Consider the following 25,801-nt stretch of genomic DNA (forward strand, 5'->3'; position numbering starts at 1 on the left):
AAGTGATAGTTGGTAGTGATAGTTGGTAGTGATAGCGGTGAGTGATAGTGGATAGTGGTAGTGGATAGTGGTAGTGATAGTTGCTAGTTGGTAGTGATAGTGATGGTGGGGAGTGATGGTGATGGTGGGATGCTCCGTATCAGTTATATATGAAGGTGCTTTTGTAGAAAGGGTTGTTTGGCATTTAAAAAACGGTGTCTATTTCTTGGTCCTTAAGAGAGATAAAGATATAATCAACTATTAAATCTTTAAAAAAGGATGAGGAATGAAAAAGAGAGTATTTGCTGCATTGGCAGTAGCAGCGTGGAGCAGTTTTGCAGTTGCCGGCGGAGATATGCTAAACAGTAAAGAGGTAGAGCCTGCAGTGGCTTTACCTGTAGTCATAGATGAGCCTGCAGATGAGAGCGGCTTTTATGCCGGACTTGCTTTGAGTGCGCTCAGCGCACGTGACGCTTCTGTTTCAATGGATCTTTTCAGCGGCCAGGATGGGCAGGACAGGCTGGGGAATGTTACGCTGCAGGCAGGGTACAACTTCAACACCTATATGGCACTGGAAGGCAGATATACGACTTCAGTTTCCCAGGAGGACCGTGTAGAGATGGAGGGCTGGAGCCTTTTTGTCAAACCGCAGTATCCTCTCGATGAGTCGTTCAGTATCTATGCGCTCCTTGGCTTTGGGAATGTGACTCTGAATGGTGTGAACGGCATCAATATAGATGTGGACGATACCGGGTTCCAATGGGGGGTCGGCATGAGTTATCTGATTATGGAAGACCTCTCTCTCTTTACTGACTATACTTCTCTCGGAAACGATATGGACGGTTTCTACGACGGGGCATCCAAGGCGGATGCGGATGCCGTTACTGTCGGTGTGACATACAGCTTCTAGGCATAGAAGGCTAAAGCCTGCCTGGGGGGATGAACCTGCTCTTGGAGCAGTTTTTGTCTAAAACCGTGTTAACATACAATAACAATCTAAACTTTTTATAACACTAAACTGAACATATAAGGGTATTTATATTTATGAGTAATGAACATCCTATCGACGAAGATGAGATAGACATCAAAGAGCTCTTTCGTACCATATACCGCTATAAAGTGATGATCCTCTTCTTTGTCCTGCTCTTTGGTGCTGCCAGTGCATATATCGCCTACTTTAAACCTAATGTTTATCAGGCATCCTCTACTGTAGAAGTGGGACTGCAGAAGCGCGGATACGGCAGCAATGACATTTTGAGTATGGCGATGGATCCGGGTGTGATGACCCCCGATACGGAGATCGAGATTATCAAGTCCCGCTTTCTTGCCAAAAAAGCGCTGGAGAAGGTCGACTTCAGCCACCGCTACTTTACGACACGTAACTTTAGAGAGATAGAACTCTATAAAGCCTCCCCGTTCCAGGTAGGGATGCTGAAGGGGTTTGAGGTGCCTTTCACCCTTTACGGCGTCGATGAGAAAAGCTACCGCCTTGTTGTAGAGGGAGCCGAAGATGAGAAGGGGAGGGAGTGGAGATACGACAAGGTCCTGCCGTACGGAAAAGAGATCGTCACCGAACACTTTCACCTCAATGTCGTGCGCAATGCTCCGCTTACAGATGAATCCTACCACTTTGTTGTCTACGAAGAGAACCTGCCGGTGGGAAAGGTTGGGGTGACACAGACCTCCAAGTTCTCCACGATACTGAAGATCTCCTATGAGGACAATGTACCTCTGCGTGCACAGGAGTATACCAATGCACTGGCCGAGGCCTATATACAGCAGAGTATAGAGAAGAAGACCAAAGAGGCGACACGCAAACTCGACTTCATTGACAAACAGCTCAAGAAGATCACGGAGAACCTCAAAAGCTCCGCAGTGAAGATAGAAGAGTTCAAGAAAGGCACCAATACCGTTAGTCTCAGCTCCAAGGCGGAGATCATCATCCGGCAGATGAGCGAGGCGGAAGCGAAGCTTGAGGAGATCTCCATGGAGAGTGAACTGCTCAACAGCCTCTACAAAAAGATCAAAAAAGGGAAACACCTCGAATCACTCTCTGTGGTAGGCATAGGCAGCGGGAATGCTGCACTGGCCGAGCAGGTCAAGGCACTCCAGGAGGCGATCTTGAAGAAGAAGATCCTTCGTGAGGACTATACGGAGATGTACCCGGGTGTGATCAAGCTGCGCAAGCAGATCGCCTATCTGAAAAAGAACATCATCGAGACGATCGATAACCTCAGAAGCAGTATGAATGAGAAGAAGCAGCTGCTTGAAAAGTCCATTGCCAAGTACCAGAAGAGCCTGAATGTACTCCCCGCGGATGAGAGAATGTACGGGCAGCTGCAGCGCAAGTTTGCCGTCAATGAGAAGATCTACTCCTACCTGCTGGAGAAACGTTCGGAAACGGCGATCATCAAAGCCTCTACCGTCAGCAGGAACAGGATCATCGATACGGCACTGCTCCCGGAAAAACCGGTCAAGCCAAAGCGCAAGCTTATTGTGCTTGTCGGACTGATCTTGGGGCTGGTAGCGGGGATCGCCCTTGCCTTCCTGAGAAACTTCCTGGATGACAGGATCAAGACCGAAGAGGATATCAAGCATCTGACGAAAGCGCCGATTCTGGGGTTCATCCCGCATATGAAAGAGGACAATAACAAGCTCAAAGTACTCATCTCGCCCAAATCAGCTGTTGCCGAGTCGTTCAGGAACCTGCGTACCAACCTGCAGTTCATGGTACGCAAGGACCGCTCCCATGTCATCGCCGTAACATCGACCATCAGCGGCGAAGGGAAGACGACCGTCTGTGTCAACCTCGCGGCGATCATGAGCATCGCCAACAAAAAGGCGATCGTCCTGAATCTCGATATGCGTAAACCGACACTGCATGAGAAGTTCGGCCTCTCCAACCAGCAGGGAATGAGCACGCTGCTTTCAGGCAGTACTACCCTTGGAAGTGTCATACAGAAGACAGAATATGAGAACCTCGATGTCATTACATCAGGTCCCGTACCGCCAAACCCGAGTGAACTCATTCAGAGTGAACTGATGGAGAAGGTCATTGAAAAACTGCGCGAAGCCTACGATGTGATCATACTCGATACACCGCCCATAGGGCTGGTCACCGATGCGAGGACCCTGATGCATATGGCAGATACCAGCATCTATATACTGCGTACCGGGTATTCGAAAAAAGGGTTTGTACAGAGCATCAATGAACTCTCTGTCCTGAGAGAGATACACGGTCTGGGCATACTGCTCAATGATGTGAAGATCGACAAACACGGGTACGGATACGGTTATGGCTATGGGTACGGTTACTATGAGGAAGAGAGTAAATGATCTTCTCCTTTTTCAGAAAAGGGAAAAAGAAGAGCAGGTGCGGGCCCCAACTTCGGGTGGACATCCATTCGCACCTGATACCCGGCATCGATGACGGCTCCCAAAGTATGGAGGAGAGCCTGAAGCTGCTGCGCGGGCTTGAGGCGCTTGGCTATGAAAAGGTCATTACCACACCCCACATCATGTCCGACAGTTACCCCAACAGCGCCGAGAGTATACTCACCGGGCTTGAAGCCTTGAGAAGTGCAGCTGCCAAAGAGGGCATTGCCCTGCATATCGAGGCAGCAGCAGAGTACTACCTCGATGAGCACTTCTATGACGAGATGAAAAAAGAGCAGATACTGACGATAGCGGGGAAGTATGTGCTTTTTGAAAGCTCCTATATCTCCAAACCGCTTCAAATGGAGGAGATGATCTTTGCCATCGGAGAAGCAGGGTATGAGCCGATGATGGCGCATCCGGAACGCTGCCGCTACATCAGAGAACCCGAAAAGGAGTACCGGCGCTTTAAAGAGCTGGGGGTACATTTTCAGGTAAACCTGAACTCCTTTGGCGGACACTACGGCAAGAGTGCAAAGTATCTGGCGAACTATCTGAGCGAAGCGGGGATGATAGACTTTCTTGGTTCGGACGTACACCATCAAAAGCATGTTGATACACTCCATGAGGTCTTTCATTCTGAAGCCTACCGCAAGATCTTTGAACATAATACGATCAAAAATGATACCCTCTGATAAGAATTCATTTGATTTGTGATATCATAAAAAAACAAAAACAAGGAGTTGGAATATGTTGACGGGAAAAAGTATAGCAGCGGTTCTTTTGGCTTTTTTGCTCGCAGGGTGCGGAAGCGACTCTGACTACAGACTGCTGCAGACAGAACATGCGGTCGAAAACCACAAAGTCACCGATAGGAGCATAGAGTACCGTATTCTGCCGCAGGACAGACTGGCGGTTGTACTCTACAAAGACCCGAATCAGGAAAACATGGTAAGCGCAGGTGAACTTGGACAGAGAATGACCAGTAAAGGGATACTTGTAGATACGGCAGGGAACATCACACTTCCTCTTATCGGAAAGGTAAAAGTAGCAGGCTTGAGCCAGACACAGGCTGCGGACAGGATCACAAAGCGCTACAAAAAGTACCTGAACACCCCTTCGGTCTACCTGGAAGTGCTCAATAAACGTATTTTGGTACTCGGAGAGGTCAGGAAGCCGGGTGTGATAGAACTGGACAAAGAGAAGATGACGCTCTTTGAGGCCCTGGCACATGCGGGAGACCTGACAGACTCTGCTGTACGGGACAATGTGATCATTCTCTCCAACGATACGCACGGTATGCATATCAGACGTGTGGACCTGACACACTTTGACACGATGACCTATGCCAGTCTGATGCTCAGACCCAATGACATTGTCTATGTGCAGCCAAACAACTGGAAAGAGTTTAAGATCGCATCGGACAACTTCACGGCACCGTTCGAGACGATCAGCAAGGTCGCTTCGCCGTTTGTGACACTGAAGTACCTGGACAACTGATGCGTACGTGACGGGGAGAGCCGGGTGGCTCTCCCCCGATCAGGATTTGGGAGGGACCCTCTTCATGATGGCAAACCAGTCTCTCTTAAAATGTTTTCTGATGTAGGCTTCATGATGAGGGACCGTGCAGGCCGAACAGTTCTGATGCAGCGCCTCTTTGCTTTCAAATACACTTCCATCCTCTGAATCGATACTGCAGTAGCTGTAGAGCGTTTTGCCCTCTCTTTCCCTGAAGCCCGAGTCGTCGAACCTGAAGTTGGGACAGGCGCAGAGATAGCAGTTGAGCAGATCTGTCTCATGGCATTTCCGGTTCTCTTTGTAGAGAGGACAGAAGTCCGGTTCGTGTATGACCATATTTTCAAAACGGAAATACGCTATGACCTCTTCATCACTCATATGCGTAAGCTTCTCCATGATCTTCCGATGCTTCTCTCCATGTTGTCTAAACCAGCTGCTGTAACCCACGTTCGATCCTTATAAATTCGAGATAGTCTATCTTTGCTTTTGAAAGACCAAGCAGATAGAGTATTTTTTGCAGTGTTCCGGCATGGGAACAGATGAGTATCTCTTTATCGTGAGGCAATTCTGCCATAAAATGCCTGATACGCCGTTCAAAAGCAGATGCACTCTCAGCACAGACATAGGCGTGCCATCTCTCCTCCTCTTTTAAAAGTGAAGCATCATAGTCCTGAAGACGGCAGATCTCATCGAAACTCTTTCCCTCTATATGGGCTTTGAAGCGCACTTCTCGAAGCCTCTTCTCAATGGAGTACTCCTTTATGCCCATCAGCTCAAGTGTCTGTGTACAGCGTACCAGATCGGAACTGTAGACAAGATCGAACTTCTGTCTCTGCAGCAGAGAGATCTTCTCTTTTTTAAAAAGGGAGGGCTCGATGGAGAGGTCGGTCCATCCGTTATACCGTCCCTGGTCTCTTGGGTGCAGCGCAGCATGGCGCAGAAGGGTCAGAGCCACAGCAGGGCTCCTGCAGCAAAAAGTACTGTCTCCGTACTCTCCAGCGTTGTGCCAATGACATCACCGTTGATAAAACCGAGTTTCCGCTTTATGGCGGCAGCTGTGAGATAAGAGAGCAGAAGCCCCATGAAAAGCAGAACAATAAAGTGCATGCCTGCTGTCAGGAGACCGGCCAGTGTAAAGAGTATAAGTGCAGACCATAGATAGGCAGAGGTGAGGGCATGCTTGAGCTGTGTCAGAAATGAAGATCTGAATCTCTGCGTGTAAAAAAGCACCAGGAGCGCCATGCGGCTGACCGTCAGTATGGCAATGAACTCGGCAAAAAGATGGTGCATCAGCAAAAAAACAGTACCGGAGCCCTTGAGCAGTACAACAGTGATGCCCCAGAGCACTCCCATCGCCCCTGCGGCAGGATCTTTGATGACCTCATAGGCATCTTTTCCGGAATGGGAGGCATAGAGGGCATCTGCTACATCGATGACCGCTTCGGTGTGTATAAAGCCGTAAAAGACCATATAGGCTGCGGCAGAGAGTACAGTCCCGTACCATCCGAGTGTTTCAAGCAGATGAAAGAGTCCGACGGTCAGAAGACCCAGGACGATGCCCACAAGCGGGAAGAAGAGAAGCATCGCCCCCAGTACCTCCTTTGAAGCCAGGTCATCACTGCTTTTAAACCGTACAGGCAGTATGGAAAAGTAGGAGAAAGCAAATTTTAAACCTAAATAGAGATTTCGCACAAGGCCTCCTTCAGTCTCAGCAGTGCCTGCATATCTTTGACTGCTATCCTCAGATAGCGCTCATCGAGAAATTCGAAGTTCGAACAGTCGCGCACCATGATCCTGTACGGGGTAAGCTTTGACTGGAAGGCCGCTGCACTCATCTGCCTCAATTTTACCATAACAAAGTTGGCACAGGAGGGAAATACTTTCTCTATGGCAGGATGCGCTTCCAGCATACGGACCAGGTACTCCCTGTGCGCTTCGTTTGCGCTTTGTGACCTCTGTGCAAATGTGCTGTCCCTGAGTGCCGACTGCAGATAGAGGCTGTCAAACCGTGAGAGCTTCCAGAGGGGTTCTCTGCGGTGGATCTCCTCTATATTTTCTGCTGAGGAGATAAGCGCGCCTATACGGATACCTGCGGCAGCGTAGAACTTTGTCATGGACTTGAGAACATAGAGCCGTCTGCAGCTTTTCAGATGGGAAAGCGCAGAGCCGGCAGCAGCAAAGTCCAGGAACGACTCATCTATCAGAACGGTACACTCCTTCTCCCTCCAGCGCTCCATGAGTTCCTTCAGGAGGTAGCAGCTTCCGTCCGGAGTAGAAGGGTTGACGAAGACTACCAGTGACCTGGGCCGGACCTCTGCATAGAGATCTTCGAAGCGGTGAATGTGATCGATGGCATATCCATGGGCCTTTGCAGCTTTCTGGTACTCCAGGTAGAGTGGCGCATAGAGGGTGGTATGTTTCAGACCGAGCAGTCTGTAAAGCGCATAGATGGCTGAAGTCGCACCGTTGAAAAGTTCGATATTGGAAACATCCACACCGTAAAGCGCCGCAATGTCACTCTGCAGTGCGCTGTAGTCGGGATAGGGTGCCGTATCGATACTGTTGAAATCGATATCGAGCTCCGGTTTGATGAAATTGATATTGGAGGAGAGGTCGATGACTTCATCTACCCTGCATCCATTCTCCTGTGCGAACCGGTAGATATCTCCTCCGTGTCCGTTCTCTCTCATATCATACGCTCCAGTCTCTTTAACAGGATACGATAGTCACGCCCTCCGGCATATCGTACAGCGGCATAATAGAGCAGTGCATACCTGATGTAGGCTCTGAATGCAAACGCATCCATTCCGGAGCCGTAGTATTCCAAAAGCGTCTCTGTCTTCTCTTCGTTAAGCGATGCTCCTTCAAAACACCAGCCTGCAGCGACAACTGCCAGATCGAAATGGAAATCCCCCAGGCATATATCGGAGAGATCATAGACACCGCTCAGTCTGCCCTCTGTGAACTTGCAGTTGTCAGGGAAGAGGTCTCCGTGGATGATCCCATCTTTTTTCAGGACCAGGTCACTCTCTTTGAAGTGCTGAAGCAGGAGAGGGTACCCGGTCTCTGCGATCAGCGCTTCAAGCTCTTGCCTCTGAAACCTCTTGGTGCAGGATATCTTGATGTTTTGGCTTTGTGCATGAAATGCTTTGAGAAAAAGAGCGATCTGACTGATATGCCGGAGAGTCGGCTTATCTATGCTCTCTCCGGCTATCTGTGTGTAGACAATAGCCTGGCGGCCTTTGAGGAGAAACCTCTCTACTACCCTGGGAAGAGGCAGACCGCTGATGCCTGAAAGCAGATCGGTCTCATTCTCTATCATCGATAGAGGCGTCTCTTTTTCAAAAAGTTTCAGCACATAGAGATCGTCCAAAAGATAGACGGTCGCCATCACGCCGTTCTCGGTGGGAATGAGCCGGTAACGCCGGTATCTCTTGGGCAGTTCAGCGTGTGTTATGGAGGTTCTTATACCCATATGAGCGCTCCTAAGAGTAGAATAAAAAAGATATCGAATCGTTGTTGAAAGGAGAGTGCATGGCGGATATCTTCAGTCGTGATGGTCTCTCTCCCCTCTCCAAAACAGGGTTTGGGTCTTATTTTTCCAAAATAGGAGGCGGCTCCTCCCACCCGTATGCCCAGAGAGAAGGCCATAGCCGAGATCGGGTATCCTGCATTCGGACTGTCGTGATCTCTTCCCTGGCGGAATACTTTAAAGAGGAGGCCGGGTGCCTCTGCCAACGCACCGCCCAATACTGTGATCATAACAGCCGTAATGCGGGCAGGTATGTAGTTTGCCGCATCATCGAGCCTTGCAGCAAATTTGCCGAACCTCTCATACCTCTCATTTCTGTACCCCACCATAGAGTCGAGGGTGTTGACGGCCTTATAGACAAATGCACCGGGCAGTCCAAAGAGCAGCAGGTAGAAGAGTGGCGCAACGACACCGTCCGAGAGATTTTCGGCATAGGTTTCAATGGCCGCTTTGTTGATATCGGAACGGTTGAGAGATCCTGTATCTCGGCTGACAAGATAGCGGATGCTCTGAGGGTCGTCAATGACGCCCTTGACAGAATCGAAGAGCATTTTGGAGGCGATGGAGGTCGATCCTATTGTGCCCATAAGGATCGAAGTGATGAGTGTCGGGTAGTGGCTGCCAAGAGAGAGGAGAAGGGATTGGAGAAGATAGGAGATTGCCGCGACTATTGAAATGAGAGATATGCCAAGCCATGCACCCCGGATGACACTCTCTTTATAAAAGTGTTTTTCAAACCATTTGATGTAGTCACCCATCAGCACGACCGGATGGCGGACAAAGCGGAATTCGCCGACGGTGCGGTCAACAAGGTAGGCGATGAGAGCGGTTTCAGCGTACACTTTGTATGATCCTCTCTGCATCCAGATGCCTCTTCATCTTTTTTACAAACCTCTCAATGGTCTCTCTCTCGTAGTGCTTAAACCACGCATCTGCAAAAAGTCCGTGTGAAAAGGTACCGTAGACTTTACCGTTCCTGTATTCGGAAGGGTAGGCGGCAGAAGTACCATGGTGTATCTCATACTTTTCTCCGTTCCGCTTCAGTATCTTCTCTTTTTGGAAGTGTATCTCTCCCTCTATGAAGCCGAGCGCTGCCGCGGAAGCAGGCTTTTGCACCTCTATGCAGTGCTCATCCACGATGCGCTCGAACATCATCTGGTAGCCGCCGCAGATTCCGACAAGGTTGATCCTGCCCTCCCTGTAGTGTTGTTGAAGCTGGGCGAAGAGACCTCTCTCTTTAAGCCATGTCAGATCCTGCATCACAAGCTTGGAGCCGGGCAGGATGATACATTCAAATCCTGAGAGATCCACATTGGTTCTGATGAACTCCAGGCAGATATCGGGATTGGCCAGCAGTGGTTCAAAGTCGGTGTAGTTACTCATCGCAGGGTAGGCGATGACGGCAATGCGCCGCAGGGCTCTGCTGCACTCCTGTGTATAGTTCATCAGGCTTTGCGAGTCCTCGAACCCAAGGTTGAAAGGAGTGTAGGGAAGTACACCCAGTACAGGGATGCCGAATTCATTTTCGATGATCTCTATGCCTTTGTCAAAGAGGCTCAGATCACCTCTGAACTTGTTGATGATAACCCCGGCGACATTCTCTCTGAGTTGTTCCGGAAGCAGGTGGTAAACGCCGTAAACAGAAGCAAAAACCCCGCCTTTTTCGATGTCTGCTACAAGAATGATACGGGTATTGAAGCGGGTTGCGATGAAGATATTGGAGAGATCCTTGTCCATCAGGTTCAGCTCTACCGGACTGCCCGCACCTTCTGCAATGACCACATCGTAACGCGCATCCAGGTACTCAAATGCCTCCTGGACAATGGGTTTGAGCGTATCAAGATCGCGGTAGTACTCTCTGACATCTTTGGAGGCTGCCGTTTTGCCGCCAACAATGAGCGAGGCAGATGAACCGCGTCCCGATTTGAGCAGTACGGGGTTGTTGTGCCAGGAGGTGGGTACGCTGAGCGCTTTTGCCTGAAAGTACTGTGCTATGGCAATTTCGCTGCCGTCATCTGCTACATGAGCGTTGTTGGAGACATTTTGGGCCTTGAAGGGGGCAACGCTGCAGCCGGCTTCCTGCAGCAGCCGCCCGACAAGCCATGTAACGGTACTTTTACCCGCATCGCTGGAGGTGCCGAAAATAGAGATGTTATGCATTATTTTAACCTTCTCTCCAGTCCAAGTTTTACCTCGTAGACCTCGTCGCAGAGCGCTGCCAGCCTCTGTCCTGTAGTGCCCGATCTGTCTACATATTTTCGGCTCTGTGCATCCATGGGGATCACCCCGGAGCCCACATCGTTAAGTACAAAAACAATGTTCGCCTCCAGCTTTGCCAAAGCATTTATCCGGGCAGATATCGTCTCTTCGCTCTCATGGAGTGTATTGAGTATCCACATACTCATGCAGTCGATGAGGTAGGTACCGTCACCTTTGATGACCTCGTCAAGCCTGACGCTCTCTTCGATGGTCGTAAAAGACTCCTTTCTCTGCAGCTGGTGTTTTGTGATACGCTCAGCCATTTCACTGTCGCCATAGCTGTTGTCGTAGGTAGCGATGTAGCAGGGTTTTCGACTGCCTGCAAGCGCAAGTGCTTTTTGCTCAGCTACCCGGCTTTTACCGGATTTCTGACCGCCGTAATAGAGAACTTTCATACCAGGAACCCCTCTGTCTGCCGGGTGATCTCTTCGTGTGTTAATCCGTTCAGGAACCCGTACATCAAAGCTCCGCCGGCTCCAACACCCTCCTTGGCCTCACCCTTGTCATACAGCTTCAAGGCAGGATGATGGCTCAATGAGAAGTCAAAGTCCGCATAGTAGGCGTTGACAGGGAACTCCAGCATCTCCAGCAGGGCTTTGATGTCAGAGTTCCTGTCTTTGGCTACCCATTTGGTGGTGCAAAGCATGATATGCCCGAATGAGGCATGCTGCATATGGGGTACAGAGTGCCGGTATCTGTTGTTTCGCAGCGCTTTTATGACGGAGTTGGCTACAAGCAGTACGGCTGCCATCTGGGTACCGCCTGCAAGTATAACAGGGAAACGTCCGTTGACACCCAGTATAAATCCGGCATTGAAGAGGAGCATGTTGTCAGATACAGAGCCCAGGATATCAAAGATATCGGTGCTGCCTTTTGCATTGGTAAGCGCTTTGGTAATGGTCTTCTCCCGTATGGTGTCGGGTACCTCTTTGAAGCTTGAAGAGAAAAGCGCTTTGGCATCGTAGCCCAAAGCCAGTGCCGCTGTCGCGGCGGTAGTGGTACCGGAGGGGACGGATTCACCGAGAATGAGGTAGTCATCCCGAAGTCGGTAGCTCTCTCCGAAGGCATAGCCCTTTTCAAAGACCGCTTTGGCATCGATACCCGCGCCTTTGGCGATGCTTTTGCTTGGAGCAATGCCAAAGCGGTGCAGTCTGCCTTTGAACCTGGGAGGGGTTTTGAGCCCAAGATCGAGTGCTTCTATGCGTCCGAAGGGGTGCAGCAGATGGACTGCCCGGCTGATAAGAGCAGGGGTGGGGATACCTTTTTGGGTTTCAGGCAGTTTTTTGAGGCTTTTGAGTTTTCCGCGTGAGAGAAACTCTGCATCGAGCGTGGGGGTCAGGTGCATCAGTCCCGGCAGTCCTGCCTGGGAGATGCCTTTGATCTTCGCTGTTGCGGTATTGCTCAGAGCGAGCATAAAGGTGGCTTTTTTGTCTATGAGGGGCTGAAGAGAGCTTTTGTCTCCTGTAATGACCTCAATGGCACTGTGCGATCCTCTTTGTCCGGAGCTCTCTATGTGCAGAACGGTTTGTCTCTTTTTTTTCGCTTCCTGCCACTTTTTGGTCTTGAGTTCCGGTTCATTGAGAAATCTTTTGACCTTGCCGACACAGAGGTAGCCGACAAGCTCATAGGCTTCTCCCAGTCCGAGCAGTCTGCGTACTTTTCCGGGACTGAGGATGCTGACCCAGCCGATACCGATATTCATGGCACGTGCCATCAGCCACATATTCTGTATGGCAGCTGCGACACTGTAGCGTCCGGTGTCCGGCTGGGATGTCTGTCCGAGGATACTTCCTCCCTGGTGGTGGTAGAAAACAGCAATATGCACAGAAGTCTCTTTCAGTGCTTCAAGTTTCAGTTTTTTGTACAAAGGGCGGTGTTTGAACTTTTTTTTACTCTTTTTGTAGGTTCGTTTAAAGTTCTCATAGACGGCATCCCGGATCTTGCTGTCTCGGATGACGACAAATTTCCATGGCTGTGAATAACCTACCGACGGCGCATGCATGGCAGCTTCAAGGATGGTGTCGATCTCTTCGCGGCTGACCGCTTCGCTGGTAAAGAGATTGCCTCTGACATCACGTCTGGCCCTGATGACTGCTTCGAGCGTTCGGGCATCCTGGAAAGAGAAACGTTTCATGACCTTCCTTTATTTTGATAGTACAGGCTGAGCTGTTGGAACTGCAAGGCCGTCATGAGGACCTTCTTGCAAGCAAAAGATAGATAAAGAAGGGTGCCCCGATAAAGGAGGTCACCACACCAATGGGGATATCTGATGCCGTACCGAGATTACGCGCTATGAGATCGGAGAGCACCAGAAAGAGACCACCGTAGAAAAATACCTGCAAAATAAGCGTGTCGGCACTCTGACGGTAGAGCTCTTTGACAATATGGGGAATGATGAGCCCTACAAATCCGATAGGACCGGTTATGCTCACTGCAACCCCTACGGCGAACGAAACGAGGAAAAGCAGCATATAGCTGCTCTTTTTGACATTGATCCCTTTGAGGTAAGCGAACTCATAAGAGACAAGCAGCAGTTTGAGTGTATGGCGGTACCGATAGATGCCCGGCAGCAGAACGAGGGATGTGAAAACAAGCGTGAGAATCTCTTTAAAACCGACTGTGTCCAGACTCCCCATCGTAAAACGCATGATCTCGTAACTCTCCTGAAGCGAGGAGATATAGTACATAACCATCAGTGCAGCGGCATAGAAGAATGAAAGGGCAATACCCACCAGCAGCAGGGTGTTGGGATCATAGCCTTTAAACCTTGCGGCAATGGCAAAGAGGATAATGACCGTCAGCATCGCACCGGCAAAAGCAAAGAAGGGGCTGAACGTGCCCAGGCCGAGTATGATGGCGATGGCGGTAAAGAGTGTTGCGCCAGAGGCAACCCCCAGTGTGAAGGGGGTACTCATGGGATTGCGGAAGACCACTTGAAAGATGAGCCCGCCGAGTGAGAGGATCCCTCCTGCAAAAAAGGCCAGCAGTACACGGGGAAGGCGTATCTCGAAAAAGACCTGATGCTCCATACTCGCACCATCGGCAAGTTTATTCAGAGGGAGGTCGATCTGTCCGAAAAAAGGTGCGGATATCAGCAGCAGGAGCGAGCTTAAAAAAAGTATTTTTTTCATAGTGCTGTCACCACATGTGTGCCGATGTTCCGAACGGCACCGTCATAGAGCCGGTCAAGATGCGACTGTTCAAAGAACTCACTGCTTCTGCCGTGAAATGCCACCTCTCCCTCATGCAGATAGAGAATATCAAATCCCAAACGGTAGGCCAGATCGAGGTTGTGGGTAATGATGAGCTTGCTTGGCAGGGTTCTCTCCTCTTTGAGCAGTGCAAAAAGCAAGCGCATACGGACAGGGTCGAGGTTGGCAGTAGGTTCGTCGAAGATCGTATAGTCTGCCCCGTGCAGGAGGGCGGAAGCGGTCAGAAGCAGTTGTGATTCCCCTGAGCTGAGCAGTCTGCACGGTTTGCCTTTAAGGTGTGCAATGCCTACACGCTCCAGTACCGCATCGATGGTCAGGTTTCGGTTAAAATGCGAAAGTGCCAGGAAATCCTCTACCGGAAGATAGCTATCGTAGATCTCCAGTTTGGGAGGGATATAGTTGATGATCCCGGCTCGTTTCTCTCCATAGACTTTGGAGGGAATGATATCGTCAACACGTACTGCTTCGGAAGGTATAAGTCCGCAAAGGACTTTGGCAAGGGTGCTCTTTCCTACCCCGTTGGCACCAAGAATGACAAGGTGTTTCCCTTTTTCCAATGAGAAAGAGATCCCGCTGAGGATGGCGTCGGTATAGTTACTGATCTGCAGCGGCATGGAGGATCGCTTTGAAATCATTGAGAAAAAGTACAAGACGGTCACTGGGAATGCCCGCGTACTCCTTGTCAATGATGTAAATGTCTCTGTTCCGGGCTGCGGTAACAGGCAGTTTCAGCCATGGATCGATAAGCTCTTGCTTTGTCACTCCCCGTGCTTTCATCCCGTGTGCAAGCAGAATAACAATGTCGGGGTTGGCAGCAATGATGTTTTCCCGGTTGAGTATGGGCTGTCCTTTGCGGTTTGAGTGCAGGGCATTGGTATTGCCCGAAGCATTGATGATGTCATCAAGGTAAAGATTCTGTCCTGCGACAAAGATCTGCTTGACCAGTTGTGTGTTATGCCCTATGACAATCAGTATCTTTCTGTCCGAAACGATACCCTTGGTCTCTTTCAGCGCACGGTCGATATCGGCTACAATGTTGTTGGCTCTCTCCTCCTTTTGCAGTACTCTTCCAAGCGCTAAAACAGCTTCTGTGATATGCGGCAGTCTGTCGATTCGGATGATCCGGGTCCTGATGCCGAGCTTTTGCAGTTTTTGGGCCAGTTTTGCATTGTTCTGCTGCATGATGACCAGTGTCGGTCTGAGTGCAATGATCTTTTCAAGATCAGGGGAGAAATAGCCGCCTACTTTAGGAACACTCCCGGAAGCCTCCGGGTAGGTGGCGTAAGTGGTGTTGCCCACGACCTGATTGCCCGCTCCAAGGGCATAGACGATCTCGTTGATGGCAGGTGAGAGGGTAACAATGCGCTCCTGCGCGAAGGCAGAAAAAGCAAGTGAAAGTAACACCATCCAAAATTTCATATGTACCCCTTTAAAAGGAAGGTATAAGACCTGCCCCTGTAATTTGACTCTCTGCTCCTGGCTGCCTGCGCTTTACGGTCTATCTAGATTTTTCCTCTTACCCCGATGTAGAAGGCTCTGGGGCTTGTTGCATAGCCATAAACAGTTTGGTAGTATTTGTCACCGAGATTCTCGATTTTACCATAAACCTGAACGTTCTCTGTGACCTGATAGTCCGCTGTCACATTGAATAGAGTATATTTTCCTGTCTGGGCACCCTGATTGTCTGCCCGGTCATAACGTTCTCCGATGTATTGGGCATCTGCCCCGATGTGCAGTTTTTCAATACCGTAGTAGTCTACAGCAAGGTTGAAGGTCTCTTTTGCACGTCTTGCCAGTGCTTTTCCGTCATTGTCCTCCGCGCTGATGAGTCGTGTATAGTTGGTGTTGAACAGTATACCGTCAAAGATCTCTTTTTCATAGGCAAGTTCGATACCGTCGATCTTTGAAGTTCCGGCTATATTCTCATAACCTCCACCGATCCAGTTTCCGTTTGCATCATACTGGCTTACATACTGGATCATATCATCGATCTTATTGTTAAAGTATGTCACTTTGAAATCTTTATATGCCACAGTGACATCATAACTCTTGATACTTTCAGGTGTCAAGTCTGCATTACCGCTGAACGGATCATAGAGGTTGTACATAGTAGGTACATTGTAGGCTGTACCGTAATTGAATGAGGTGACCAGTCCCTGAATATGTTCATGGATATGTTTGATACCTATCTTTCCGGTTATTTCATTGTCAAAGTCACTGTATCTGTCGTAGCGTAGAGACTCGGTCAGTATGGTCGTTCCGCCCATTACACCCTCAAGGGTATTGGTATTGGTTGCAAAAAAACCGGTAGAATCATAAGATTTGTTCAGGCTGTTCTCATGGCTGTACTCTTTTGTATCAAGACCGACAAGTATGAAGTCCTTTGTTCCGTAACCGATTTTGGAGTTGACCCCGAACTCATCGATGCTGCCGTCAAAGTGCTGGCTGTATGTCGCATCTGGGTAGGTACGGCTGAAGTCGGAGCGTTGTGCGTATATATTGAGCTCGTTGAAGCTGTCAATGTGGTTGAAGTTCATTTTTGTGAACTTGTAGGTACTTTCGAGTCTGTAGTCACCATCGGGGTTGAAAGAGTAGGTAGAGAAATCAAAAGGATCCGCATCACCTTTCCCCTCTATGCGTGTATGCAGGAGGTCCACCTTGTTGGCTGCATTGAAGCTGAAGCCGGCCTGTATGTTCAGTGTTTTGTTTCTATACTCATCGTCTTCATACTGGTCGATATCTTCACCATAAGGAGCTACCGTGGTAAATCCGTCCGTATCGACAATGTTGTAGCTGAGTTTGAGGTAGTAGTTCTCAGCTGCAGTAGAGAGTGTGGCACCGTATTTCCAGGTATTGAAACTTCCGCGTTCGATGTGTGCAGAGGCGTGTGTACCCGGTTGTGCCTTTTTGGTGATAATATTGATCACACCGGCACTGGCATCTGCTCCCCATATACCGGACTGTGCCCCTTTGACCACTTCGATCTGTGCAATGTCATCGATCATCAGATCGGCAAAGGGTGCACCGCCAAGAGATGTCGGATCATTGTAGCGTACGCCGTCGATGAGTACGAGGGTATACTTGCTGCTCATACCGCGAAGGAAAAGAGAAGTGCTTTTCCCGATGCCGCCGTTGCTCACATAGGATACACCGGCAATAGAGCCAAGTACCTGTGCTACAGTGGTATAGCCTCGGGCTTCGATCTCCTCTGCTGTGATCACATCGACGTTGGAAGTGACTTCATCAAGACTCTGTGCCGTTTGTGTAGCTGTGGTGACAATGATCTCTCCGAGATCTTCCTGTGCGAATGTGTGTGTGGTTAAAAGCAGAGCCGGTATCAGGCTGAGTGTAATGTTTTTTTTCATGTCTGTTTTCCTGTTTTGTTTTAATGATTGGTCTTCGTGTTCCCATGTGTAACGCGGTAATAAAGTTATCTATGCATTACCGGGTTACTCATGGGAACAGCTTGAATATTTTACTCGTTCCCATACTCTGCATGGGAATGCATAGATACATTATAGATCCAAATCCAATATATATTAGAGGTGCCCTTAAAGTACGCATTCCTACGGAGAGCGCGGGAACGAGAGAAACGGTTCAGATGAATTTATGCAGAGAGAACCGGCGGAGCGGTTTTGCGAGGCAGGGGGGAGTATGCCAGTTTGTGGTACTGATAGCTGCTGTCAAGACGGCAGAGTCTGTGCAGTGTCGAGTACATGGCGATGATGGCAAGGGAAAAGTACCTTCTGGTATAGCCTCGTAAGTGTTTCATGCGCGGATTTTACACTATTTTAAATAAAAACGAGTATAATCACCCATCATTTTTATCATTATATTCAGGAGTATTTTATATGGCAATAGAGACATTGACATCAACAGAAGAGTTTAAAAAACTGGTAGCGGAGACGACTTCACAGAAGGGGTACAGAGAGCCGGTTGCATTTGGTATTGCCAGAGTGGACAGAGGACAGAAGAATGCGGAGAAAGTACTTCAGGCAAGCTTCCCCCTGATCAACTGGAAAGAGAACTTCGGTTCGGCAGCAGTATTCATCAAGGCACTTCAGGAGGCTAAGTGTGATGTTGATTTCAGCGGCAGTGAGTTTGTAGCGACTATCAATGACAACTTTGTAGCCAATGCGATGGCTGCATTTGCACCCTATGCAGCAGAAGCGACAGGTGATGCACACAGAAATGTGCAGGTGATCAAAGCACTGGCAAACATGGAAGATATTGGTAAAGACTACCGCATTGTATTCCTTTTTGAAGATGCGGCACCTCAGAGTGTAGAAGCGGTCTATCTCAAGCTTTATGCTCTTTCTCTGAGAAAAGCAGAGCTTAGAAAAGTCAATCTCAACGGTGCATTCGGTATTCTCTCCAATGTGGCATGGGTAGGCAACACACCGTATGAACTGGAGTGGCTGCGAGAAAATGAGATCGAGATGAAACTGAACGGTACCTATCCGGCAGTCGACTCTGTAGACAAGTTCCCGAGATTCCTTCAGCACATCATTCCTGATGACAATACGCGTATCCTTGATGCATCCAAAGTACGTATGGGAGCACAGCTTGCAGCCGGTACGACAGTGATGCCGGGAGCCTCCTACATCAACTTCAATGCCGGAACGCTCGGACCGGTCATGGTTGAAGGACGTATCTCATCTTCGGCGATCGTGGGCAGCGGTTCGGATGTCGGAGGGGGTGCGAGTATCCTCGGTGTCCTTTCCGGAACGGACGGCAATCCTATCAGCATCGGAGAGAATACCCTGCTTGGTGCCAACTCGGTAACAGGTCTGCCGGTAGGTGACGGATGTATTGTGGATGCGGGTGTAACGATCCTTGCAGGAACGAAGATCAAGATCTCACCTGAAGAGCTGGAGAAGATCAAAGCAGCGAATCCGGATGCAGAACTTGAAGAGAAAACAACTTTCAAGGGAGAAGAGCTCCAGGGGCTCAACGGTATCCACTACAGACAGAACTCACTGACCGGTGAGACCATTGCACGCAGAAGTACGCGTGAAGTAAAGCTTAATGCCGACCTCCATTAACATGTAGGGGTCGATCTTGTGTCGACCCTTGAGAAAGATAATATCTTCCCATACGGAGATTAAATATGAACGATGAAGATAAAAAGCTTTTAAAACAGGTCACCCTCCTTGGTATACTCAAAAAGCATAAAGGTGAAGGGCTGGATGATGTTATCGGGATGCTGATCGACTCTGGCAGCTACTCGCAGAGTGAAGCAAAAAAGCTTGTGAAAGAGCTCAAACGTGAAGGGCTTATTAACTCCATGGGCAACCTGACGATGAAGGGGCATGCCAGGGCCAAAGAGGCTGAAGCAAAGTTCAAACAGTAAGAAGGGACACATATGAATGCAGATGATATAGATATTCTGAAGAAGGTGACGCTTCTTGGTATTATGAACAAAAAGCCTGATGAGACACTGAAAGATATCCAGGTGATGCTGGTGGCAACAGGTATGTACAATATGAAAGAGGCAAAGCAGATCTTCAAGCAGCTGAAGGCGGAAAAGTACCTGATGGACGGGCAGCTGACCCTGAAAGGGCTGACAGGTGCGAAGGAAGCGGAAGCACTTTTCAAGCAGTGAAAAGTGTAGTGGTAGTTGCGAGTGATAGAGGGCGCTTCGCGCTGGATTCAGCGTTGAGCGTTCAGCGTTCAGGATGCGTGTGGCACAGTGATAGAGACGCTTTGCTTAGTGATAGTTGATAGTGATAGTGATAGTGATAGTGGGGAGTGATAGTTTTTAGTGATAGTGATAGTGGGGAGTGATAGTGACAGTTGGTAGGGGGTGTATAAAATTTTTATCACTATCTACTATCACTTTCGATGAAAGGAGAAGTGATGCGTGTAGATAAATGGCTCAGTGCGGTGAATGTGGTCAAGCGCAGGACCATTGCGACCGATATGCTCAAGAGCGGGGTGGTCTATGTCAACGGGCAAAAGGCAAAGGCTTCGAAGGATGTGAAGGTCGGAGACAGGATCACGATCGAGTATCTGAAAGGACCGAGATCGTATGAGGTGCTTCAGATACCGATGACCAAGACGATCCCGAAGAGTCAGAAAGAGGAGTATGTGAAAGAACTTTGAGAGTTCTTTCGCATACAGTGATAGTAGCTAGTGATAGTGATGGTGGAGAGTGATAGTGAGAGTGAGGAAGAATGAACATCAAAGAACAATTCGAAAGACTGTTTAACAACGAGATGGAAGAAACAGAGGCGCGTCAGTTCCTCATTGACCTTTATGAAAAAGGAGAGAGCGGAGAAGATATCGCCGCAGCGGCTTCGGTGATGCGCGAGCACTCTGTAAAGCTTCCTCTCTCTGATGAACTCAGAGCAAAAGCGATCGATGTAGTCGGTACGGGCGGAGACAGAAGCGGTTCGTTCAACATCTCTACCACCGTTTCCCTCCTGCTTGCTTCCATGGGGTGTGTGGTAGCCAAGCACGGGAACCGTTCCATTACTTCCAATTCGGGTTCAGCAGATGTGCTGGAAGCACTGGGTATCAATCTGAACCTTCCTGTGGAGGCACAGATCAGAATGCTTGAAGAGACAGGTTTCGCATTTATCTTTGCCATGAACCATCATCCTGCCATGAAACATATCATGCCGGTGAGAAAGTCGATAGAGCACCGTACCATCTTCAATATTCTGGGACCGCTTACCAACCCTGCCGGAGCAGGAAAATATCTGCTTGGCGTGTTCGATCCGGACTTTATAAAACGCATGGCTGAAGCGCTTCTGGAACTTGATACAGAGCGTGCATTCGTGGTCAGCAGCCATGACGGGATGGATGAGATCTCCCTGGCATGCAGCAGCTCTTTTGCCTATGTAGAGAACGGACGCATTCTGGAAGGGGAGATAGACCCTGCTGCCTTTGGCTTCTCAAAAGCGCCCAAAGAGGAGATACTCGGAGGGGATGCGCAACATAATGCACAGATCACCAGAGAGATCCTCTCCGGTGTGGAGCAGGGCCCGAAACGTGACATTGTTCTGCTTAATGCTGCCTATGCGCTTTTTGCCGATGGCAGTGTACGGGACATTCAGGAAGCGGTAGAAAAGGCAAAAGATGCCATAGCCAGCGGTAAAGCTGCAGCGCATCTGCAGAAGGTGGCGGATGTGAGCCAGTCATTGGTGATCGCGTAGGGGATCGGTCTTGTGCCGACCGGGGCAGGCATAAAACCTGCCCCTACATACATCAACAAGAATAAGAATGGCTGAAACAAGCCAAAAACTCAGGTAGGGTACCCACAAGGGAGACCTCTGCAGATATTCATAAGTAGGAACAAAATGAGTAAAGAGATAAGAGCATCCCTGTCGGAACTTGACAAAGTAGTCAGTTACCTGGAAGAGACACTTCCTGCCAATGCGATCGTATTCCTCAGAGGAGATCTTGCTGCGGGCAAGACCACGCTGACCCAGGCCATAGCCAAAGCCAGGGGTGTGGAAGGGGAAGTGACCTCTCCGACCTTCTCTTTGCAGCACTGTTACGGTGAAGACCTCTGCCACTACGATCTTTACCGTCTGGAGCATGAGGAGTTCATGCAGATGGGGCTTTTTGAAGAGTTTGAGAAGCCGGGATGGCATATGGTCGAGTGGGGAAGCGATGCACTCAAAGCATTCTTAGAAGGGGTTGGTTATAATGTGGCCATTGTAGAGATCACTCCCCATGATCAGAGAAGAATATACAGGATAGAAACCTAATGCACACACTTGAAGCCAGAAGTCTCTCCAAAACCATCAAAAAGACCAAGATCGTCCATGATATCTCACTCAAGGTAAAAAGCAAAGAGATCGTCGGCCTGTTGGGGCCGAACGGTGCAGGTAAGACCACTTCTTTCTATATGGTATGCGGATTGACCGGAGTGACTGAAGGAGAGGTGTTCCTGGACGGGGAGAACATTACAGCACTGCCTCTGAGCAGACGTGCACAGATGGGGATAGGATATCTTCCCCAGGAGTCGAGTATCTTCAAGGACCTGACGGTAGAGGAGAATCTGCTTATTGCCGCAGAAGCACTGCGCCTGCCTGAAGAGACGGTTCAGCCCCGTATTGAGAAACTTTTGGAGATCTTCAATATAGAACCGATACGTGCACGCATGGGTATTCGCCTGAGCGGAGGTGAGCGACGGCGTGTGGAGATCGCACGGGCACTGGTGGGAGAGCCGAAATTCCTGCTGCTTGATGAACCTTTCGCCGGTGTCGATCCTATTGCCGTACTTGACATTCAAAATATCATTCGCCAACTGGTGGAGCTGGATATGGGTATACTGATCACAGATCACAACGTGCGTGAAACACTGGGAATATGTAACCGTGCCTATGTGATGCGAAGCGGGGAGATGCTTGCTTCGGGCAGCAGTGACGAGATCGCCAATGATGAAAATGTCCGCAGGTACTATCTGGGAGAGCACTTTACATTCTAGAGACTAGAGAGGATCTCAGGTATCAAAGCTGGTTCTCTTACCGGTCCGCGGGCTTTTCAAAACGCCTTTCCAGGTATTGAACAGGAGAAGAAAACTGAAACTTTCTGATGTGAGAAGCATGCTTGAAACAGAAGCAGCCAGGCGTAACGATCTTTCGGAACTCTCTTATGAGAAACCCGATCCGCTCTTTGTTGCTTCACGCTGGAAAGATGAATCCGTCGCATTGATCTGTGCGCTTTTCGCCTATGGCAATGCCGGGCAGATCGTCAAATTCCTGGAGAGTCTTGATTTTGCACTTCTGGATGCAAGTGAAGAGGAGATCTCTGTCTCATTGCAGAAACACTACTACCGCTTTCAAAAACCTGAAGATGTTGCAGCACTTTTTATAGCACTCAAGCGTTTGAAAGAGGTAGAGAGCGTTGAAGATCTTTTTTATGAGGGATACAGAAAAGAGGGGAATATTCTCGATGGTCTGTGGCACTTTATCGGGACATTGAGGCGCGTTTACCCGCATACCTCCTACGGTTACGATTTTCTTACCGGAAAAATCCCCAAAAACCCGGCTTCAGCCGGAACATACAAACGTTACATGATGTATCTGCGCTGGATGGTCCGTGACGATGCACTGGATATGGGACTGTGGTCAAAGATCAAAAAGAGGGATCTGCTGATGCCGCTTGATACACATACCTTCACAGTAGCAAAAAAGCTGAAGCTTCTGAAACGGAAAAGTTACGATATGAAAGCAGTGACCGAACTGACAGAAGTATTCAGAAGATGGGACCGGGAAGATCCTGTGAAGTACGACTTTGCGCTCTATCGTATCGGACAGGAAAAAATTCTATCTATTCATTAAAATTAACCCGTAATTTAGTGCTTTTTATGTAAAATACAGCAAATTATAACAAGAGGATGTTTTATGGAAGGTGTATTTACTTACCTAGGCGTGATTTTCGGACATGGACAGATGCTGTTCGTTGCCCACCTTGTACTGGTGGCGGGAATTATTCTGTTCATTGCAAAATCAGCGACAAAAAGTCTAAGAGCTGTACCGACAGGTGCACAGAATGTAATGGAAGCTTACCTTGGCGGTGTGGTTGCTATGGGTAAAGATGTGATCGGTGAAGAGTTGGCAAGAAAGTACCTTCCGCTTGTTGCGGCAGTAGGGCTTTTCATTTTTGTTTCGAACGTGATCGGTATTATTCCCGGTTTTGAATCCCCGACCTCCAACATCAATATTACACTGCCTTTGGCATTGATGGTATTCTTCTACTACAACTATGAAGGTATCAGAAAGCAGGGTGTGGTACACTACTTTGCACACTTTGCAGGGCCGGTAAAACTTCTTGCGCCTTTGATGTTCCCGATCGAGATCGTTTCACATATTTCAAGAATCATCTCTCTCAGTTTCCGTTTGTTCGGTAACATTAAAGGGGATGACCTTTTCCTGTGGGTACTCTTGATGCTGGTCCCATTCATTGCACCGCTTCCGGCATATCTCCTGCTTACATTCTCTGCGCTGCTTCAGACATTCGTTTTCATGATCCTTATCTACGTTTACCTTGCAGGTGCTGTAGCGATCGATGAAGAGCATGAAACAGCACCAAACCCTGCAGCCGACACTATGGGTGCTGTGTAACGCTGATGCGGTTTGAGAACAGAACACTTGGTTTTGTGATCAATTTTCTTTTAGGTGTTGCCTGGGCCGTTATGCTTATAGGCGCACTGACCTCTTTTCTCTCTTTTTACGAAAGCAGTATTCTCTTTGCCGTTATCTCTGCACTGATAGGAGCAACGCCCGGTCTGCTGGGTGTACTTGCGCTGGAGTATTTCATCACTGACAAAGAGAAACTGTCAGAACTGAAGAAGCAGACGAAACTGCTTGAAAAGCTTGCAGATCAGAAAGAGGGTTAAGAATTAGGAAAGGTTTGCTGCATGATCGTTCTTAACTCTTAACTCTTAACTCTTAACTCTTCCTAAACTGCATCAAATAACCAAAACGCTATAATATCTTCTAATTTAACACCTACGTTTTGAAGGAAAATCACTATGTTTGAAACCGTTATCGGTCTTGAAGTTCACGTTCAACTCAACACGAAAACCAAACTCTTCTGCTCTTGTCCAACCTCATTTGCCGAGCACCAGAACAGCAATACCTGTCCAACCTGCCTTGCACTTCCGGGAGCTTTGCCTGTGGTGAACAAGGAAGCGGCTATGAAGGCGATGAGACTGGGCTATGCACTCAATGCAACAGTCAACCATGATTCGACATTTGACAGAAAATCCTACTTTTATCCGGACAGTCCTTCCGCGTACCAGATCACACAGCTTACCAAAGCGATCGTACAGAACGGGGAGCTCTACATCGATCTGGAAGACGGGTCTCAAAAGCGTGTAGGGATCACCCAGGCGCACCTGGAGGCAGATGCAGGAAAGAACATGCATGAGGGAGACCACTCCAAAGTCGATCTCAACCGTGCAGGGACACCGCTTATCGAGATCGTCTCTGCTCCGGATATGAGAAGTTCGGATGAAGCGGTTGCCTACCTGAAAAAGCTCCATGCTACTGTACGCTATCTTGATATCTCCGATGCAAATATGCAGGAGGGGTCGTTCAGATGTGATGTGAATGTCTCGATCCGTCCCAAAGGACAGGAGGAGTACGGCACCAGAGTAGAGATCAAAAATATCAACTCTTTCCGTTTTGTGGCACAGGCGATCGCATATGAGGTGCAAAGACAGATAGAAGCATATGAGGATGGGGTCTATGACCAGGAGGTCGTACAGGAGACAAGACTCTGGAATGTAGCCGAAGGGGTGACCAGATCAATGAGAGGGAAAGAGGAAGCGGCAGACTACCGTTACTTCCCTGACCCTGACCTCAGACCGCTTATCGTGACAGAGGAGATGATCGAAGAGGCGAAAAAGATCCCTGAGATGCCTGATGAAAAAGTGAAGCGTTATGTTGAAGAGCTTGGTATCAAAAGAGATGATGCCCTTGTCATCACATCTGTCAAAGAGATGGCATACTATTTCGAAGAGATGCTCTCACACGGTGCGGTTGCCAAGACAGCAGTGACCTGGTTAACCTCGGAACTGCTCGGGCGTTTGAACAAAGCCGGTCTTTCAATCGAAGCATCACCGGTAGATGCAAAGACGCTGGGGACTCTGGTCTCAAAGATCGCAGATGATACCATCTCCGGGAAAGGTGCCAAAGAGGTACTGGACTATATGATGGAGAATGAGAGTCGTGATGTTGATGCGATCATTGATGAACTTGGTCTGGCACAGGTAAGCGATGACGGTGCGATCTTGGCACTCATCGATGAGATACTGGCTGCAAATGAGGAGAAAGTTGAACAATACAAAGCAGGAAAAGAGAAGCTTTTCGGCTTCTTTGTCGGACAGACGATGAAGGCAAGCAAAGGTTCGGCCAATCCTGCCAAGGTGAACGAGTTGCTTAAACAGCGGCTTGCATAACCTGCC

General features: G+C 49.0%; 29 protein-coding genes. 15 read left to right on the forward strand and 14 right to left on the reverse strand.

Going from position 1 to position 25,801, the window contains the following annotated elements; genetic code table 11:
- The first annotated feature begins 265 nt into the window (after positions 1-265).
- The 4 genes from IMZ28_RS03945 to IMZ28_RS03960 all read left to right on the forward strand — a co-directional run bounded on the left by IMZ28_RS03945 (position 266) and on the right by IMZ28_RS03960 (position 4,854).
- Positions 266-889 (forward strand): outer membrane protein, encoded by a 624-nt coding sequence (locus tag IMZ28_RS03945; RefSeq protein WP_197549450.1) that lies wholly within the window; start codon positions 266-268, stop codon positions 887-889.
- Between the two features lie 134 nt (positions 890-1,023).
- The gene (locus IMZ28_RS03950; RefSeq protein ID WP_197549451.1) at positions 1,024-3,315 is read left to right on the forward strand and encodes a GumC family protein; all 2,292 of its coding nucleotides are present in this window, start codon (positions 1,024-1,026) and stop codon (positions 3,313-3,315) included.
- Positions 3,312-4,049, forward strand: coding sequence for a tyrosine-protein phosphatase (locus tag IMZ28_RS03955; protein WP_197549452.1), 738 nt, complete (start codon positions 3,312-3,314; stop codon positions 4,047-4,049). Before IMZ28_RS03950 ends, IMZ28_RS03955 begins: the two co-directional genes overlap by 4 nt.
- 55 nt (positions 4,050-4,104) lie before the next feature.
- Positions 4,105-4,854, forward strand: a complete 750-nt coding sequence (locus IMZ28_RS03960) for a polysaccharide biosynthesis/export family protein (RefSeq protein ID WP_197549453.1) — start codon at positions 4,105-4,107, stop codon at positions 4,852-4,854.
- Positions 4,855-4,893: 39 nt separating this feature from the next.
- On the opposite strand, the gene IMZ28_RS03965 is transcribed toward IMZ28_RS03960, so the two are convergent.
- From IMZ28_RS03965 to IMZ28_RS04035, 14 genes are all read right to left on the reverse strand, one after another.
- Positions 4,894-5,319 carry a hypothetical protein gene (locus IMZ28_RS03965; RefSeq protein WP_197549454.1) on the reverse strand — a complete coding sequence of 142 codons (426 nt, stop codon included), beginning with the start codon at positions 5,317-5,319 and terminating at the stop codon, positions 4,894-4,896.
- Positions 5,297-5,827, reverse strand: a complete 531-nt coding sequence (locus tag IMZ28_RS03970) for a histidine phosphatase family protein (RefSeq protein WP_197549455.1) — start codon at positions 5,825-5,827, stop codon at positions 5,297-5,299. The genes IMZ28_RS03965 and IMZ28_RS03970 overlap by 23 nt, the downstream gene beginning before the upstream one ends.
- The gene (locus tag IMZ28_RS03975; RefSeq protein WP_197549456.1) at positions 5,818-6,564 is read right to left on the reverse strand and encodes an adenosylcobinamide-GDP ribazoletransferase; all 747 of its coding nucleotides are present in this window, start codon (positions 6,562-6,564) and stop codon (positions 5,818-5,820) included. Before IMZ28_RS03975 ends, IMZ28_RS03970 begins: the two co-directional genes overlap by 10 nt.
- The gene (locus IMZ28_RS03980) at positions 6,546-7,562 is read right to left on the reverse strand and encodes an aminotransferase class I/II-fold pyridoxal phosphate-dependent enzyme (RefSeq protein WP_197549457.1); all 1,017 of its coding nucleotides are present in this window, start codon (positions 7,560-7,562) and stop codon (positions 6,546-6,548) included. Before IMZ28_RS03980 ends, IMZ28_RS03975 begins: the two co-directional genes overlap by 19 nt.
- Positions 7,559-8,347 (reverse strand): phosphotransferase, encoded by a 789-nt coding sequence (locus IMZ28_RS03985; RefSeq protein WP_197549458.1) that lies wholly within the window; start codon positions 8,345-8,347, stop codon positions 7,559-7,561. Before IMZ28_RS03985 ends, IMZ28_RS03980 begins: the two co-directional genes overlap by 4 nt.
- Entirely contained in the window at positions 8,338-9,246 is a 909-nt protein-coding gene (gene cbiB / locus IMZ28_RS03990; RefSeq protein ID WP_197549459.1) for an adenosylcobinamide-phosphate synthase CbiB, read from the reverse strand. The genes IMZ28_RS03985 and cbiB overlap by 10 nt, the downstream gene beginning before the upstream one ends.
- Positions 9,236-10,564, reverse strand: coding sequence for a cobyric acid synthase (locus IMZ28_RS03995; RefSeq protein WP_197549460.1), 1,329 nt, complete (start codon positions 10,562-10,564; stop codon positions 9,236-9,238). The genes cbiB and IMZ28_RS03995 overlap by 11 nt, the downstream gene beginning before the upstream one ends.
- Positions 10,564-11,058, reverse strand: coding sequence for a bifunctional adenosylcobinamide kinase/adenosylcobinamide-phosphate guanylyltransferase (locus IMZ28_RS04000; protein ID WP_197549461.1), 495 nt, complete (start codon positions 11,056-11,058; stop codon positions 10,564-10,566). The genes IMZ28_RS03995 and IMZ28_RS04000 overlap by 1 nt, the downstream gene beginning before the upstream one ends.
- The gene (gene bluB, locus IMZ28_RS11110; RefSeq protein WP_332061165.1) at positions 11,055-12,797 is read right to left on the reverse strand and encodes a 5,6-dimethylbenzimidazole synthase; all 1,743 of its coding nucleotides are present in this window, start codon (positions 12,795-12,797) and stop codon (positions 11,055-11,057) included. The genes IMZ28_RS04000 and bluB overlap by 4 nt, the downstream gene beginning before the upstream one ends.
- 52 nt (positions 12,798-12,849) lie before the next feature.
- A complete protein-coding gene (locus IMZ28_RS04015) occupies positions 12,850-13,794 on the reverse strand; it encodes a FecCD family ABC transporter permease (RefSeq protein WP_197549462.1) in 945 nt (314 codons plus the stop codon).
- Positions 13,791-14,489 carry an ATP-binding cassette domain-containing protein gene (locus tag IMZ28_RS04020; RefSeq protein WP_197549463.1) on the reverse strand — a complete coding sequence of 233 codons (699 nt, stop codon included), beginning with the start codon at positions 14,487-14,489 and terminating at the stop codon, positions 13,791-13,793. The genes IMZ28_RS04015 and IMZ28_RS04020 overlap by 4 nt, the downstream gene beginning before the upstream one ends.
- Positions 14,470-15,294, reverse strand: a complete 825-nt coding sequence (locus IMZ28_RS04025; RefSeq protein ID WP_197549464.1) for an ABC transporter substrate-binding protein — start codon at positions 15,292-15,294, stop codon at positions 14,470-14,472. Before IMZ28_RS04025 ends, IMZ28_RS04020 begins: the two co-directional genes overlap by 20 nt.
- An 83-nt stretch (positions 15,295-15,377) precedes the next feature.
- Positions 15,378-17,240, reverse strand: coding sequence for a TonB-dependent receptor plug domain-containing protein (locus IMZ28_RS04030; protein WP_197549465.1), 1,863 nt, complete (start codon positions 17,238-17,240; stop codon positions 15,378-15,380).
- A 242-nt stretch (positions 17,241-17,482) separates the two neighbouring features.
- Positions 17,483-17,647, reverse strand: a complete 165-nt coding sequence (locus tag IMZ28_RS04035) for a hypothetical protein (protein WP_197549466.1) — start codon at positions 17,645-17,647, stop codon at positions 17,483-17,485.
- 79 nt (positions 17,648-17,726) lie between these two features.
- Between IMZ28_RS04035 and IMZ28_RS04040 the strand changes: the two genes are divergently transcribed.
- The 11 genes from IMZ28_RS04040 (at position 17,727) to gatB (ending at position 25,795) form a co-directional block, all read left to right on the forward strand.
- Positions 17,727-18,920 carry a tetrahydrodipicolinate N-succinyltransferase N-terminal domain-containing protein gene (locus IMZ28_RS04040; protein ID WP_197549467.1) on the forward strand — a complete coding sequence of 398 codons (1,194 nt, stop codon included), beginning with the start codon at positions 17,727-17,729 and terminating at the stop codon, positions 18,918-18,920.
- A 65-nt stretch (positions 18,921-18,985) separates the two neighbouring features.
- A complete protein-coding gene (locus IMZ28_RS04045) occupies positions 18,986-19,228 on the forward strand; it encodes a hypothetical protein (protein WP_197549468.1) in 243 nt (80 codons plus the stop codon).
- A 12-nt stretch (positions 19,229-19,240) separates the two neighbouring features.
- Positions 19,241-19,480 carry a hypothetical protein gene (locus IMZ28_RS04050; protein ID WP_197549469.1) on the forward strand — a complete coding sequence of 80 codons (240 nt, stop codon included), beginning with the start codon at positions 19,241-19,243 and terminating at the stop codon, positions 19,478-19,480.
- 254 nt (positions 19,481-19,734) lie between these two features.
- Complete coding sequence (locus IMZ28_RS04055; RefSeq protein ID WP_197549470.1) at positions 19,735-19,980, forward strand: RNA-binding S4 domain-containing protein; 246 nt, start codon at positions 19,735-19,737, stop codon at positions 19,978-19,980.
- A 71-nt stretch (positions 19,981-20,051) separates the two neighbouring features.
- Positions 20,052-21,035: an anthranilate phosphoribosyltransferase gene (trpD, locus tag IMZ28_RS04060; protein WP_197549471.1), complete on the forward strand. Its 984-nt coding sequence runs from the start codon at positions 20,052-20,054 to the stop codon at positions 21,033-21,035.
- A gap of 144 nt (positions 21,036-21,179) precedes the next feature.
- Positions 21,180-21,593, forward strand: coding sequence for a tRNA (adenosine(37)-N6)-threonylcarbamoyltransferase complex ATPase subunit type 1 TsaE (tsaE, locus tag IMZ28_RS04065; protein WP_197549472.1), 414 nt, complete (start codon positions 21,180-21,182; stop codon positions 21,591-21,593).
- Entirely contained in the window at positions 21,593-22,315 is a 723-nt protein-coding gene (gene lptB / locus IMZ28_RS04070; RefSeq protein WP_197549473.1) for an LPS export ABC transporter ATP-binding protein, read from the forward strand. Before tsaE ends, lptB begins: the two co-directional genes overlap by 1 nt.
- 118 nt (positions 22,316-22,433) lie before the next feature.
- Positions 22,434-23,171, forward strand: coding sequence for a TIGR02757 family protein (locus tag IMZ28_RS04075; RefSeq protein ID WP_197549474.1), 738 nt, complete (start codon positions 22,434-22,436; stop codon positions 23,169-23,171).
- A 63-nt stretch (positions 23,172-23,234) separates the two neighbouring features.
- The gene (locus IMZ28_RS04080) at positions 23,235-23,954 is read left to right on the forward strand and encodes a F0F1 ATP synthase subunit A (protein ID WP_197549475.1); all 720 of its coding nucleotides are present in this window, start codon (positions 23,235-23,237) and stop codon (positions 23,952-23,954) included.
- 5 nt (positions 23,955-23,959) lie between these two features.
- Complete coding sequence (locus IMZ28_RS04085; protein WP_197549476.1) at positions 23,960-24,229, forward strand: hypothetical protein; 270 nt, start codon at positions 23,960-23,962, stop codon at positions 24,227-24,229.
- Positions 24,230-24,364: 135 nt separating this feature from the next.
- Positions 24,365-25,795, forward strand: a complete 1,431-nt coding sequence (gatB, locus tag IMZ28_RS04090) for an Asp-tRNA(Asn)/Glu-tRNA(Gln) amidotransferase subunit GatB (protein WP_197549477.1) — start codon at positions 24,365-24,367, stop codon at positions 25,793-25,795.
- The last annotated feature ends 6 nt before the right edge of the window (positions 25,796-25,801 follow it).

The sequence above is a fragment of the Sulfurovum indicum genome, assembly GCF_014931715.1.
GTDB lineage: Bacteria > Campylobacterota > Campylobacteria > Campylobacterales > Sulfurovaceae > Sulfurovum > Sulfurovum indicum.